Origin of the sequence: Paenibacillus sp. FSL H7-0942 (assembly GCF_045040715.1) — a bacterium.
Lineage (GTDB): Bacteria > Bacillota > Bacilli > Paenibacillales > Paenibacillaceae > Paenibacillus > Paenibacillus amylolyticus.
Window position 1 is genome coordinate 2,682,287 of sequence record NZ_CP150279.1, and the last position, 13,745, is coordinate 2,696,031.

The 13,745-nt window shown below is 43.0% G+C and carries 17 protein-coding genes; 13 read left to right on the forward strand and 4 right to left on the reverse strand.

The window, feature by feature from the left end; translation table 11 throughout:
* Positions 1-23 precede the first annotated feature (23 nt).
* The 3 genes from MHI48_RS12225 (at position 24) to MHI48_RS12235 (ending at position 2,156) form a co-directional block, all read left to right on the forward strand.
* Positions 24-503: a DinB family protein gene (locus tag MHI48_RS12225; protein WP_405144102.1), complete on the forward strand. Its 480-nt coding sequence runs from the start codon at positions 24-26 to the stop codon at positions 501-503.
* An 87-nt stretch (positions 504-590) separates the two neighbouring features.
* Positions 591-1,526, forward strand: a complete 936-nt coding sequence (locus MHI48_RS12230) for an acetamidase/formamidase family protein (protein WP_076326787.1) — start codon at positions 591-593, stop codon at positions 1,524-1,526.
* Positions 1,527-1,574: 48 nt separating this feature from the next.
* Complete coding sequence (locus MHI48_RS12235; RefSeq protein WP_076326786.1) at positions 1,575-2,156, forward strand: HAD-IA family hydrolase; 582 nt, start codon at positions 1,575-1,577, stop codon at positions 2,154-2,156.
* A gap of 59 nt (positions 2,157-2,215) precedes the next feature.
* On the opposite strand, the gene MHI48_RS12240 is transcribed toward MHI48_RS12235, so the two are convergent.
* Positions 2,216-2,665 (reverse strand): DUF1569 domain-containing protein, encoded by a 450-nt coding sequence (locus MHI48_RS12240; RefSeq protein WP_076326785.1) that lies wholly within the window; start codon positions 2,663-2,665, stop codon positions 2,216-2,218.
* A gap of 157 nt (positions 2,666-2,822) precedes the next feature.
* Between MHI48_RS12240 and MHI48_RS12245 the strand changes: the two genes are divergently transcribed.
* The 9 genes from MHI48_RS12245 to MHI48_RS12285 all read left to right on the forward strand — a co-directional run bounded on the left by MHI48_RS12245 (position 2,823) and on the right by MHI48_RS12285 (position 7,681).
* Complete coding sequence (locus MHI48_RS12245; RefSeq protein WP_179086410.1) at positions 2,823-2,996, forward strand: hypothetical protein; 174 nt, start codon at positions 2,823-2,825, stop codon at positions 2,994-2,996.
* 55 nt (positions 2,997-3,051) lie between these two features.
* Positions 3,052-3,381, forward strand: coding sequence for a hypothetical protein (locus MHI48_RS12250; protein WP_179086409.1), 330 nt, complete (start codon positions 3,052-3,054; stop codon positions 3,379-3,381).
* Positions 3,382-3,425: 44 nt separating this feature from the next.
* Positions 3,426-4,253, forward strand: coding sequence for a methyltransferase domain-containing protein (locus tag MHI48_RS12255; RefSeq protein ID WP_076326782.1), 828 nt, complete (start codon positions 3,426-3,428; stop codon positions 4,251-4,253).
* A gap of 34 nt (positions 4,254-4,287) precedes the next feature.
* Complete coding sequence (locus MHI48_RS12260) at positions 4,288-4,914, forward strand: hypothetical protein (RefSeq protein ID WP_076326781.1); 627 nt, start codon at positions 4,288-4,290, stop codon at positions 4,912-4,914.
* 24 nt (positions 4,915-4,938) lie between these two features.
* Positions 4,939-5,220, forward strand: coding sequence for a hypothetical protein (locus tag MHI48_RS12265; protein WP_405144106.1), 282 nt, complete (start codon positions 4,939-4,941; stop codon positions 5,218-5,220).
* Positions 5,221-5,295: 75 nt separating this feature from the next.
* A complete protein-coding gene (locus tag MHI48_RS12270; RefSeq protein ID WP_405144108.1) occupies positions 5,296-5,859 on the forward strand; it encodes a phosphotransferase family protein in 564 nt (187 codons plus the stop codon).
* 444 nt (positions 5,860-6,303) lie between these two features.
* Positions 6,304-6,750 (forward strand): GNAT family N-acetyltransferase, encoded by a 447-nt coding sequence (locus tag MHI48_RS12275; protein WP_405144110.1) that lies wholly within the window; start codon positions 6,304-6,306, stop codon positions 6,748-6,750.
* Positions 6,751-6,795: 45 nt separating this feature from the next.
* Positions 6,796-7,119, forward strand: coding sequence for a hypothetical protein (locus tag MHI48_RS12280; RefSeq protein WP_100528755.1), 324 nt, complete (start codon positions 6,796-6,798; stop codon positions 7,117-7,119).
* Positions 7,120-7,156: 37 nt separating this feature from the next.
* Positions 7,157-7,681 (forward strand): GNAT family N-acetyltransferase, encoded by a 525-nt coding sequence (locus tag MHI48_RS12285; protein WP_076326775.1) that lies wholly within the window; start codon positions 7,157-7,159, stop codon positions 7,679-7,681.
* Positions 7,682-8,074: 393 nt separating this feature from the next.
* Here MHI48_RS12285 and MHI48_RS12290 read toward each other — a convergent pair whose 3' ends face one another.
* From MHI48_RS12290 to MHI48_RS12300, 3 genes are read right to left on the reverse strand one after another with little or no spacing between them, the layout of a single operon-like run.
* Positions 8,075-9,040 carry a substrate-binding domain-containing protein gene (locus tag MHI48_RS12290; protein WP_076326773.1) on the reverse strand — a complete coding sequence of 322 codons (966 nt, stop codon included), beginning with the start codon at positions 9,038-9,040 and terminating at the stop codon, positions 8,075-8,077.
* Entirely contained in the window at positions 9,033-10,622 is a 1,590-nt protein-coding gene (locus MHI48_RS12295; RefSeq protein ID WP_245838001.1) for a response regulator, read from the reverse strand. The genes MHI48_RS12290 and MHI48_RS12295 overlap by 8 nt, the downstream gene beginning before the upstream one ends.
* Positions 10,623-10,627: 5 nt before the next feature.
* Positions 10,628-12,439, reverse strand: coding sequence for a sensor histidine kinase (locus MHI48_RS12300; protein ID WP_076326771.1), 1,812 nt, complete (start codon positions 12,437-12,439; stop codon positions 10,628-10,630).
* 243 nt (positions 12,440-12,682) lie between these two features.
* On the opposite strand from MHI48_RS12300, the gene MHI48_RS12305 reads away from it, so the two are divergent.
* On the forward strand, positions 12,683-13,705 hold the full coding sequence (locus MHI48_RS12305) for an ABC transporter substrate-binding protein (protein WP_017689009.1): 1,023 nt from the start codon (positions 12,683-12,685) through the stop codon (positions 13,703-13,705).
* Positions 13,706-13,745: the final 40 nt, after the last annotated feature.

Consider the following 13,745-nt stretch of genomic DNA (forward strand, 5'->3'; position numbering starts at 1 on the left):
AGAAAGAAGGGGGAAATGTAATCATGACCAAAGAAATTGAACATTTGCTTCAAACTTTTGAAGAATGGGCGTTGTTTGTCAAGACGATGACTCATCTCGAGGAGAGGATATGGAATTCCAGCATGGAAGAAGGGAAATGGAAGATAAAATCCATCGTCACTCATATCATGTTATGGGACCGATATTTTTACAAGGAAGCGATTGAGAAGATTGCTCTGAAGCAGCCAGTTACGTTGAAACATATGAATTTTGAAGAGTTTAATCGCAAAGCTATTGAATTTGGTAACCGCACAGAGACGTCCGAAATCGTAAACAAGGCTATCACGTACCGCCATAAAATTATGAATGACATTCGAGGGTTATCGGAGGAACAGCTTCATCAGACGTATTTGGACGCAGAGGGGAACGTATTTTATATTCCCCAATACCTTAAAGATTTTATATGGCATGACCAGCATCATATGGAACCGTTGAAGAAATATCTTGCCAACCTTGAAGCGTAAAGGATTTAGCAGGCAGGGGGTGACACGGAATACAGCATGTTGCTTGCTCTGAATATAATATGTATCCCAAACCAGGGAGGGATTGTAGTGAGTAGTCATACGATTGAATTAACTCAGGAAAATCTGATCGGTTCATTTACTAATGAGGTAACCCCCATTTTGAGCGTGAAATCTGGTGACTCTATTCGTTTTCAGACGCTGGATGCGGGCTGGGGAACGGGTGTGAGTTATGTGGAACGCATGAAACCTTTTGAGCGTCAAGGTGAAAAAGATGGAGGTCATGCCTTAATCGGTCCGATCTATATCGATGAGGCGAAGCAAGGACAGACGTTGGAGATTATTTTCAATGAGATCGTACCCGGGACTTACGGGTTTACTTCCGCTGGCGGATATCCCAACTGGCAGAACCAGAAGTTACATCTAACAGAGGTTGAAGAACTGTCGCTGAATTGGGCACTTGATCGTCAAACGATGAGTGGAACCTGTGAAATACACGGGAAATCCTTTACGGTGTCTCTCTCGCCGTTTATGGGAGTAGTGGGAATGCCACCAGAGTCACGAGGGATTCATACGACTTGGCCGCCTCGCTATTGTGGAGGGAACATCGACTGCAAGGAACTGGTGCAGGGAAGTAAATTATATTTACCTATCCCCGTAGACGGGGGTTATCTCGCGATTGGTGATGGTCATGCACGGCAAGGAGACGGTGAAGTCAGCTGTCAGGCCATTGAATGTCCGATGAAAGTGGTGGATGTCACGCTTAATGTGATTGATGATATGATTTTGACCAATCCTCGTGCACATACGCCATCCTGCTGGATTACCTTTGGTTTTCATGAAGATCTGAATGAGGCTACGGTTGAAGCATTAGATGGGATGCTCAATCTGATGGGTGAGTTGTACGGACTAGAACGAGTGGAAGCGATTGCACTTGGAAGCGCGGTAATTGACCTGCGTATCACCCAAATTGTGAATGGCGTTAAGGGTGTACATGCTGTCCTTCCGCATGACGCTTTTAAGTGACTTAAGGACTGTTATGCGTCGTATTAGTTGAACTCGGGGGTCGATAAAATGAAAGGCAGACCACAGATCGTTTTAGATATCGCAGGGGTTTTGTTAAGTAATATGTCGTTGACGTGCTGGAAAGATATGAGTGAGGAAACCAACCTATCGGCAGAATCTTTGAAAGTACATTTTGCAGGAATCAAACGAAAGCTCTGGACAGGAATGATGAGGGAAGAAGAGTTCTGTCAATCGTTGAAGGAGATGTATCCTGAATTATCAATAAGCCGAGCGAAGGACATCTTATACAATTCAATTGTTCCCTTACCAGCCGCTCAATACCTTGAGCGATGGAGTGAGTTCGCAGATATCCATCTACTCAGCAATCATTGTAAGGAATGGATTGAGCCGAATCTGAGCCGTTTATTCTCATTTACCAAAAGTGTAACCATCTCTAATCAAGTGGGTTTATGCAAACCTGAGATTGAGATATACCAACGGGTCAAAACCCTCCTGGCAGCTGGAGAAGAGGTTCTATTTATAGATGATCAAGAGAAAAATTTACATTCTGCTAAGCTACTTGGTTGGAGGACTTTACTGGCTGACGAAGAAGGAGATTGGGTTAATGAAGTTGAGTCATTGCTAATTTAGAATGTAATCCAGAAACAGTAATAGAACAGCATGCATAACTGGCACACCGTGCATAACCGCTAAACTCCAAATTGCTTTAGATGATGATCTAAATGCTTGTATATGCCTTTACCCCATTGCTCGGCTGTTAATTTCCCGAAGAAGGGATGGGGGTGGCGGGAGAATTTTTCTGAAGCACCTTGTTGAAAGATGTTAATCTGCTGCTCAAGCTTTTCTTTTTCTGCCATAAACTGTCGTTGGTCATCAATAATGATTGTCGGGATTGTAGACATATTATGGGGCAAGGGCTTGTCATTATAAAACATTGGTTTTGCGAACCGTCCTATAAGTCTCCCAAGTAATCCTCTAGGTGGAAAAGCATTTCCTAAGGGGATATCATGAAATGCTGAACAGTGAGCCAGCATTTGAGAGACCTGCATCGTGCCCCATTCAGAAATGGATTTTTCACTAAGTTGAGCCATGCGCTCTGTAATTTCAGTAGCATTGATCGTATCAAATATACTTTTCACAAGAACACCTCAGTCCTCTAGGATATAAAATTTGAACTTAAACTATCATCATTCTCTTATTGAAAGGTTTATCCTCTTACTATCAAGAATAATAAGATATGGTAAGTTTAGTCAATGTATTATAGGAAAACCATAATTGAAATCGGAGGATGCGAACTTGGAAAATAAGGAAACGTTTAATCTCGTAGCAGATGAATATGAACGATATAGACCCGTCTATCCGAGTGAAATGTTTGATGATATTTTTACATATCTGAATCTTAATAAAGAGGATTCCATTCTTGAGATTGGCTGCGGAACGGGGCAGGCCAAGGAAAGCTATTTCAATTGATTGTGTCTGGAACGGCCTTTCACTTCATTGATCCGAAAGTTGGTTACCACCGGGTTTGGGAATTGCTAGAGAATACAGGCGGCATTGGACTTTTCTGGATGATTCGCACTATCCTTCGCCAGATGAAGTTATCCAGGAGCGTAAAGAAATAACAGAAAAATCCGACTTGTTCACGGATATTGAGGTTAAGGAGTATAACTGGATACAGACTTGCTCCAGCGAAGAATATGTCGCTTTATTAAATACCAATTCCAAACATCAGCAGCTTTCTATTGATGTTCGGCGTTCACTTCTAGAGCGAATCAAACATTCCATTGATGCTGCAGGTGGAACGATAGAGAAACAACATAAGGTTGCTCTTTTTCTAGGGAAGAAAAAGGTCTAAGAATATATGTTTTTACTATTCCACTTAAGAACAGGAGAGAATATATGAGTGATCCGCGTTCAACATACAGTATCCAAACGGCAGTGTTAAGTTTACAAGAGGAATTAGAGAGGTTAAAGATGCAGGCGATAATGGGGTGGTCCAAAGAATTCCGAAATCTAGAGTGGTATGGTTTGAAAAATGGAATGCGTGTATTGGAGGTCGGAAGCGGACCAGGTTACATTACAGAGCAACTTTTGAACAGTCTGCCGGACAGCGAGCTTACCTCGCTTGAGATTGATCGTTCACTGCAAGCACAAGCCAAAGAACGGCTGAAAGATATTCCTTCCACGCGATTACAATTTGTAGAGTCTTCCATCTACCAGATGGATCTGCCTGATGATTCTTTTGATTTTGTCGTGGCAAGACTGATCTTTCTTCACTTGAACAATCCAAACGAAGCTGCACAAGAGATATATCGTGTACTGAAGCCTGGAGGCCGTCTTGCCATTATTGATGTGGATGACGGCGTTTTTGGAGCAGTGAATCCTGATGTTCCTGCTTTGCATACGGTATTAATGAAAATTTCGGACTATGTAGCACAACACGGTGGTAATCGCTTAATTGGCAGAAGTCTGCCGCGTCTCCTTTCTGAGAGCGGATACATCGATGTTGACATTGATTCTGTCCTTCAACATAGTGATCTGTTAGGCATAGAAGGGTTTAAGCACCAGTTTAATCTTAATCGTTTTGTACATTTTGCTGAAAAAGGTGTGATCAGTTCGGAGGAATTTGCTCAGCTGCAACAAGCTTCTGAAGCGATAAATCATTCGCCGGAAGCCTATGCCATGATGAATTTCATTACAGCTTGCGGCACGAAGCCATTGACATAGCTGGGTTGAAACTAATTAGGGACGGAGGATGGGGATGAATATCGTTCAATCTTTTCAGGAATTTGTAGTTCGAGGGGATCATCAGGGTATGATTGAGTTACTGAAAAACTTCGAACAATCCAGGAAATTGTCTGTCCATGAACAAGGCTGGGTCTACTGGAATATTTCAGATGGTTATGCCTTGTTAAGAGAGCCGGAACCGCTTTATGCCAATCACCGGGAATTCTTCGAATGGGGGAGAAAAAACCTCGCCCCGGAGCAGTTACACTGGATCGTTTCGGATTCGACACAAGCGTTGTCATTATCTCTGGGGAACTACTTTGATCATTGGATGGATTGGTACCAATATGCTTGCGATCATGCCCCGAAGTTGGATACCAACCGAGGTGTTCGATTCGAGAGCCATCGGGCTTTGGGTGGTTCGCATTGGGTTTTGGAGAGATACAGTGAAATGGACAGTGTGCTTGAAAATATGAATCAGCTCATACAAGAAGATGAGACATGGTCCAATATTCTTTTTGCCCGAATTACATACAACAAACAGCGTCTGGCCTATCTGCATAATGTTGGGGAGGTTAGAGAAGTAAATCTGCTTCTGGATGAAACGCTGAATTTGATAAACAAGATCGACTGGTCAGCATTAGATCAAATAAAAAATTAGGAAGTTGTAGGTAGCTGGAGACAATTGAATTCATCCAGTAACTCACAGAGAGATGTTCACATCGCGATGAACAATCTGGCATGTATTTTGACAGATATTGAAAAGGTAGAGGAAAGTGTGGGGTTATTCAGACGGCTACAGGACAATGGATATGCTTTGAATGGGTATGCTTTTTCTAAATATGTCTGTTCGGTCTGGAAGTCAGAGGGGGTGGAAGCTGTTAGGGAAGTGTTAGGTGCCAATAAATCTTTTGAAATCGCTGAACTGATTAAACATAGCCCTATGCTTTCAGAGATCGAAGATTAGGTTTGAGGTTGTCTAAAAGAGGACTGAACTTCAAGGACTAAGAAAGAAGGAATGCATGAAGTGAACCATGACATCTTGTTAAACAGATTTCCGAATGTGAACATTGTTAAACTAACAGGTGGTTATACCAATACGACCCTTTTACTTGAGGGAACTGATCCGCAGATGATTGCTAAAATCTATCATGTAGAAAATACAGATGCAAGGACAGAAATAAGCGCGCTAAGGTTGTTAAATCATTCTGGCGTGACTCCGCGAGTGCATGATTGCTTTGAAAAAGAAAACTGGCTGTTTGTTATGATGGATTATGTTCCAGGAATAAACGCACAGAGGCTGCTGGATCAAGATGGACGTGACCAAGGCAGGAAAATTTATGAGCAACTTGGTATATATCTCGCCAGAGACGTGCACACAATCAAACGAGGTGACTGCGAAGCAGAGCTGCCAGTCAAAACGAAGTCCGCTAATGATGTGGAGGAACTTGAGTTTGTACCCTCCGGAATCAAAAGCATGGTAAAAGAAGTGTTGGACATTTCCGATCATGGGGAGCAAACTCTGATTCACGGAGATTACGGACCACATAATGTCATGTTATCCAACGATTCAATGTTCATTTTGGACTGGGAGTGGGCAGGATGAGGCAATCCGTTGTTTGATATCGCATGGGTGGTCTGGTTTGTGCATCTTCATTACCCTCACATGGCAAAGGATCTGTCAGAAGTCTTCTTAAATGCATATACAGAACGTACAAATATTGATGTAACAAATGATCTAATTCGGGCATATTCCACATCCAAAGTAATACAGATCATGAACCGAATCAAGAATGCTCATCCAGATGTACATAGGGAATGGCTCCGCAGATTAGAATGGACACTGCAAGCGAGCTTTAACAAGTCTTAATCGTGAAATTTCGTTGAAACGCTGAAATATACGTGAGAGGAGTGATGTGATATGAGAAACAATACAAATCTGAGTAGAAGAAATGAAGTTGCAAGAGGTGTTTTTGTCTAGCGCAGAGGACCCAGGGAAGGGTATCGAGGGATTCCTCTGTGTAATTTTCACTAGGAGGAATTTCAAACTATGATTCATTTAAAACGTGTGTCGGTGGATAATTGGTATGCTTGCACCCAACTGGATGTAACTGAAGAGCAGAGAAAAAGTTTTCCCGCGCCAGTTGTATATTGGATTGCTGAATCCAAGGTCGTGACCGATTTTCGACCCATGGCCATCTATTATGATTCGGATCTGGTTGGTTTTGCTGTGTACTCAGATAAGCCCGATCATGAGGATAACTACTGGCTTCTTGCTCTAATGATAGATACAAAATATCAGGGCAGAGGTTATGGAAGAGAAGCGCTTAGGAAGTTGATTGATCTAATGAAAGAATCGCTGAATTGCAAACGCATCATGATTGGACACAGGCCGGAAAATGGTATCGCCGGAAATCTGTATGAATCATTTGGTTTTCACAGCGTAAGTGAAGGGCTGATTGATAGCGAAGTCGTTCGGCTTCTAAGATGCAAGTAGTGCCAAAACACACGCGATTTGGATTGTAAAGGAGGTAGCTTGTCTTTGAAGCATATACACATTATTTTCTCATTACTCTTTATCATGCTGGGAATTGTGATTATTACAATCTCGAAAATGATTGAAGAGGTGATTCCTAAGCTAGGGTATGCAGCATTCCAGTCAGCAGCAGCTGGCAGCTATACTCCGAGTGATTATCAAGTGAATTTTGTACTGAATTATTGGATAGGCGCGATATGCATTTTGGGTGGAGTTATCTGTTTAATTAGTACAATGAATGTTGTCAGAAACTACATTCATGAAATGAATATAAGAAACAGAGCGTTTGATGAAACTCATAATTATGACGACACAAGAGAACTGAAATAGGTTATGATATGACATAAAAAAGAAAGGGCGGATATACATGATTACATTCCAATACTTTGAACCGGAAGATTTTGATCAACTGATCGAATGGAGTGGGGATGAAGCATTTTTGCTCCAGTGGGCCGGCCCTCAGTTCCAATATCCACTTTCCAGAGAGCAACTATCGGATTATTTGCAGGGTGCCAATGATAAGAACACTTCAAATAAGTTCATTTATAAAGTGATGGATGAATCAACTCAGGAGATTGTGGGTCATATTGCTCTTGGCGGTATCGATCGATATAATCGTTCAGGGCGTATCGGTAAGGTGCTACTTGGCGAGCCGTATCAGGGTAAAGGTTATGGGAAGCAAATGATCGATGTGGCACTTCGAATTGGATTTGAAGAGGAGAAGTTGCACCGGATCAGTCTGGGCGTATTTGATTTTAATGTCTCAGCCATCCGATGTTATGAAAAAGCGGGCTTTGTACAAGAGGGACTTATTCGTGATGCGAGAAGATATGAAGATACATTCTGGAATCTAATCGAAATGAGCATATTAGAAAATGAATGGAAAAAATAGCTTATCAAAAGCGATCATCATACTTGAGAGGAGGTTCTCCCACTCGTCATGCTGAGCATACTGAAAAAGCTGACTTTTTGGTTTGTTATTTTCTCGCTAACCGTATGTTTCATTAATCTATCAGGAAATGATGATAAGAATATTCTGATTTACCTAACGAATCCTATAAATCCGTTGCTGAATGACTGGTTGACCAAGATAAATACAAATCCAGAGACGAACTCATTGTTCAGGCCGTTAATATACTTGTTCCATTTGATGTTTTGGGGCGGAGTGGGGTTCATCCTGGATCGGATCATTATGAAGCTAAACCGTAAAGGGTAGAAATAACTACGTGTACGAAAATTAAAAGGGGATGTCCGCCTGTCATCAGAATGACAGGCGGACATCCCCTTAATTGCTTTCTTTCTGATTTATTTCAATGATCCCCGTATCAATAAATTCCTTCACAGGCACACTGTCGCTAGCGAGTAACAGGGTCTCCATCATTTTGGCACCCCAGACTCCTTCATTCTGCGAAATAACGGCAGACAATTGACCGTTGAGCAACCCGTTTTCACTAGTCGGGCTATCACCGAACGCGATTAAATGCCGGTTAAGGCCTTTTGCTTTCCAGATCAGGGTAGAGGCAGAGACAGAAACAAAATCGAGCCCGATAATTGCATTGAAGTGAGGGTGAGCCTGAATCATGTTCTCCATATCGGACATGGCTTGATCTTCATTCCCTTGATGATAACGAACTTCCAAGATCTCGATGTCTGTTTCACTGCGGATGTAATCAATGAATCCATTAAGCCGCTGCTGCAAACCTTGCATCTCCTCCAAACCATTCTCGACAAGAATCATGCCTTGATTATGCAGAAGTCTTGTAGTCGTCATCGCGAACTGCTGGCCAGTGCGATAGTTATCGGCGCCCACATAAGCGATTCGATGACTGGATGGGACATCCGACTCAAATGTAATGACAGGAATACCTGCAGCTTGGGCTGCATCAATAACCGGTGTAAGTGCAGCAGCATCCACAGGAGATATAGCTATCCCGTCCACATGCTGTTTGATCATATTCTCCATGATACGGATCTGTTGTTCGGTATTGGCTTCATCAGGTGCGTTTACAATTAATGTAATATTGTGTTTCCCTGCATACTCCGTTGCATCCTTCGTGATCATCTCATAGGTTGGATACGTCATTGGATAAATAATACCGAAAGTTTTGCTCGCTGCAGATTTCTCTACAGGTGAAGTCGCAGGAAGTATTGCAGCCATCTGCTGTGGGCGAATGTGTGCCGAACCGGATGAAACGATCATCGGGAACAGAAGGCTTAGTGTAAGTAAAAGTGCAAATCTGGCTTTATTCATACATTGACTCTTTTCTCATATCTGATGGTCTGGCCTGCGATTCCTCGGTTCCTTGAGTTCGGTATTCTCTTGGCGTAAAACCGGTTGTTTTCTTGAATATATTAGAAAAATAGTGAGAGTCATTGTAACCAACTTTGTAAGCAATCTCAAAGGTTTTGTTGTTGGTTGTTTTCAGCAGCTCCTTGGCTTTGCCGATTCGAATCTGGGTTAGATACTCCGTTATCGTTTGACCAGTTTCCTGACTGAAAATCTTGCTTAGATGACTTGGACTGATTCTGACGTGTGCAGAAATCATCTTCAACGAGATCTGTTCGTTATTGTATTCACGGGATACATAGGCTTTCACCTGATCAATGACATCACTGTATTTTCCAGAGCACGCTGCTCTTCTCTGCCATAACAGGTTAAGCAGGGAACACAGATATTGGGTACAATCCTCCCAGCACGTAATCTTCCGAATCGTCTTTTGCAGGGAAGTAATGTTCTCATCCGAATGGTCACTCATGCGGAACAACTGATTCGCGAGCCGAAACGACTCCAGCGTAAGATCATTCAACAGATAGAAGCCATACGAGGAGGACTTCCAGTCGAAGGACTGTAATGGAGTGGCAAACTCTTGCACAAAATGGTCACGCAGATTGGGGCTGCCGATTTTGAGAAATTCAAGAAACGAATTCCTGTCGAGAAAAAGAGTCGTTTGCTCATCCAGGTTAATGTCATGTAGAGAAGCTCTGTTCTGAAGGGTGAGTCGATTAATATATTTATCCTCCTCCGCTTCCAGATACGAGACATGAATTCCTTGCAGCCGCTCCTGTTGACTGCCAATGCCCAGAATAATATTACATTTGAACGTATGCTCAAGTTCCATACGAACCCGCCCGCGAAGCTGCTCCAGATATACGGATATGCTGTCATCGGAGTGATACTTGAGCAGAAGCACCAACTCGGTCCGGCTTCGAATATAAGGAAGAAGTTCGACGTGGGGATCACGAGTTTCCTCCAGTATGGGAAGCAACTTCTTCATCAGGGATTCCGGGTCCCGGGAGTCATCTGTTAATCGAACGTCGATAATGACAATTGTATAATACCGGGCCGAGAGTGGAAGTGAGAGTTGTTTGGCTGATTCAATCGCATCGGTTGTACCTATGAGTCCTCCGCACAGATCGGCCAGCAGTTTTTCTTTGGTGATCGTTCGGTTTGTCATGCGTTGATGTTCTTCATCCATTTGTTTGCTGACCTTATGAAGCATTTGGATTAGCTCTGCTGCACTAATGGGCTTTAGACAGTACTCGGTCACACCAAGTCGGATAGCCTCCTGGGCATAGCTGAATTCATCATGACCGCTCATGATAATGATTTTGATATCAGGTTGTTGAGTGCGAACGATGGAGGTCAGTTCCAATCCGTTCATAAATGGCATTTTGATATCCGTAATCAGAATATCCGGAGCCCATTCATGAATTAAAGGTAACGCAAGCTCGCCGTCGGGTGCATCCCCACAATAGTGAAAACCTTCCTTTTCCCAATCGATGCAGCTCCGTATATTCTCCCGAATTCCAATTTCGTCATCCACGATCATCACCTTTTTCAACGGTTAACCTCCTTGCTTTTGGGGATACGAATCATAAATGTGCTGCCTTCCATATAGGTACTTTCCATTTCAACGCCATAAGCTGGTCCGAAATAGAGTCGAATCCGGTGATGTACATTGAGCAGACCAAATCCGCCTTCCTGCTCGTCATCTTGGGGTGAACGGGAACCGGCCGGCTTCTCCAGTTCTTCACGTAATTGTGCCAATCGATCCGCAGACATGCCAATTCCGTTGTCTTGTACGGTGAGAATGATGCTATTGTCCTCTACATATCCGTGTATGGATATTAGCCCTTGACCGCGTTTGTTCTTGATCCCATGGTAGAGCGCGTTTTCAATCAGGGGCTGCAGCGTCATTTTCAAAATGGGATAATCCTGAAGCTCACGATCAACGCTGATCTCGTAGGTGAGAATATCGTGGTACCTCATCTGTTGAATGACCAAGTAACTCCGCGCATGTTCAAGCTCGGTTTGAATGGATACCCAGTCGAATCCTTTGTTCAGACTCAAACGAAAGAACTTCGAGAGGGCTTGCACAAGTTTGATTACATTTTCTTTTTTCTCTGCTTCAGCCATCCATAGAATAGATTCCAACGTGTTATACAGGAAATGAGGGTTGATCTGAGCTTGCAGCGTACGTAGTTCAGCTATTTTCACCTGTTCATTCTCTCGAATGCTCTTTTCGATTAGTGTTTTGAGCTTATCCAGCATCACATTGAAGCTTTTGCCCAGATCAGCAATTTCGTCCGAGCCGTGTGGTGTGACTTTGGCTTCTAAGTAACCGTTTGCAGCTTTACGCATCTTGTTCATCAGAATCCGGATGGGAAGAATCAGTCGGTTATTCAGGAAAAAATATAACGATATCGCAAAGAAAGCACTTAACAAAACCGTAATGATGATCAATTGGCGAATGCTATTGGCCTCTGCAATGATTTCCTGATAAGGAGCTACCCCGATCATTTTCCATCCGGTCTGTTTTGAGGTGCTGTATACAACAAACTGGGGCTTGGATCCTGCAGACAGGATAAAGCTGTCGTGCTGTAAATGTAAAGGGACCGATCGGATCTGATCCATCATGGTTATGGATGCCGGGGTGACATCCGGCCTGAAGAGTGTATTTCCGTATTGATCACTAATATAGAAAAAACCGGAATCCTTAATGGGGGTATTCGTCAAAAAATCATCAATGAATGAATCATTCAAATCAATCACTATGAACCCGATGACCTCATGTGTAATTCGCTCTTTGACCGTGGTTATAATTGAAAGCGCATTCTGTTTAGGGTAAGCAAACCCATCCAGCCTGTTATATTCCGCATAGGCTGCAGAATGAGGGATGCGCAGAATGGCATCCGGATACTGTATTAGATACTTGAAGTACGGGTTACGCAGCGGATTTCGTTCCAGCTTGAACACGCCTTTTCGTTCACTTATGCCTTTTCCATAGAAATTCACGAACGAGATATTAAGTACCTTGTCATACTTGTAGGTTTCCCGATAAAGATTGTATGTCTGAAGGATGGCTTTGGCTTCCGGGTAGGACTCCGATTGAGAATACAAGTATTGAAGCACTTGCGGGTTCTTGCCCAGTTCGAGCAGCCGTTCCGTATCCTCAAACAAGATGTCAATGTTCCTGGCAAGTTGGTCGGCAACCAGCTGTGTCGAGGCCTTGTTATGATTGGATACGACCGTATAGGATTTGTGGTAAGAAATCAATCCAACCACGATCAGTGGCACTAAACTGAGGATAATAAACATGCTGAGTAATTTAAGCCTGAGGCTTGAAGCAATCCATTGAATGAGTTTCAACGTATTCCACTCCATCTGAAGGGATCAAAAATGTATCATTAGTATAACATGATTTTCTAATATGTAAGAGAATCTCTAAATACTACACAATTAAACAAAGAAATTACACTTTTTAAACTCCATTTTTTGAAATTACTAAATTATTACATAAATAAAGTATGAGACTCCATATAAGCTTGGAATGAAAGCGTTCTATAATGTGGTCACACCACAAGGTGAAACGAAAAAAGGGAGGATCACAACATGCGAACCAAAAAAAAGTGGGGACTTGCCATAACATTGGCTATGGTGATGCTGGTCAGCACGGCATGTAGCAGTACGAATGGAGGAGCAGGCTCCGATAATGAAACTTCAACGAGTGGGAATGGCAGTACACCTGCCAGCGCCAAAACAATTACGCTTGGTTTTTCGCAGGTTGGTGCAGAGAGTGGCTGGCGTTCGGCGAATACCAAGTCGATTCAGGATTCAGCCAAAGAAGCAGGTTATGATTTGAAATTCTCCGATGCGCAGCAGAAGCAGGAAAATCAAATCAAAGCTTTGCGATCCTTCATACAACAGAAGGTGACGGTGATTGCTTTTTCCCCTGTTGTAGAATCCGGTTGGGATACCGTATTGAAGGAAGCGAAGGATGCAGGCATTCCCGTGATACTGACGGACCGTGCTGTGGATTCGCCGGATAAAACCCTCTACAAAACCTTTATTGGCTCCGACTTTGTAGAAGAAGGACGCAAAGCAGGTCAGTGGCTTAGTGACCAATACAAAGACACACAAGACGAGATCAACATTGTTGAGCTGCAGGGTACAACAGGCTCCGCACCAGCGAATGACCGTCAAGAGGGCTTTATGGAATTGATTGCTTCCAATTCGAAGCTTAAAGTGATTGCTTCACAATCGGGTGACTTTACACGTGCCAAAGGCAAAGAAGTCATGCAAGCTTTCCTCAAAGCACATAAAAAAATAGATGTTCTCTATGCACATAATGACGATATGGCACTTGGGGCAATTCAGGCCATTGAAGCGGCAGGATTGAAACCAGGCGTAGATATTACAATTATCTCTGTGGATGCCGTGAAGGATGGGATGCAGGCTGCTGCTGATGGCAAAATCAACTTTATCGTTGAATGTAATCCGTTGTTAGGACCTCAATTAATGGAAGCGGTTCAATCGGTAGTGGACGGGAAAGACATCGAACCCCGAATCGTTACGGATGAGACGACCTTCACATCGGAGCAAGCCAAAGAAGCATTGCCAACACGTGAATATTAAAAGCAGATTCGTATAACACCGAAAAGTCATTTTTCGACCA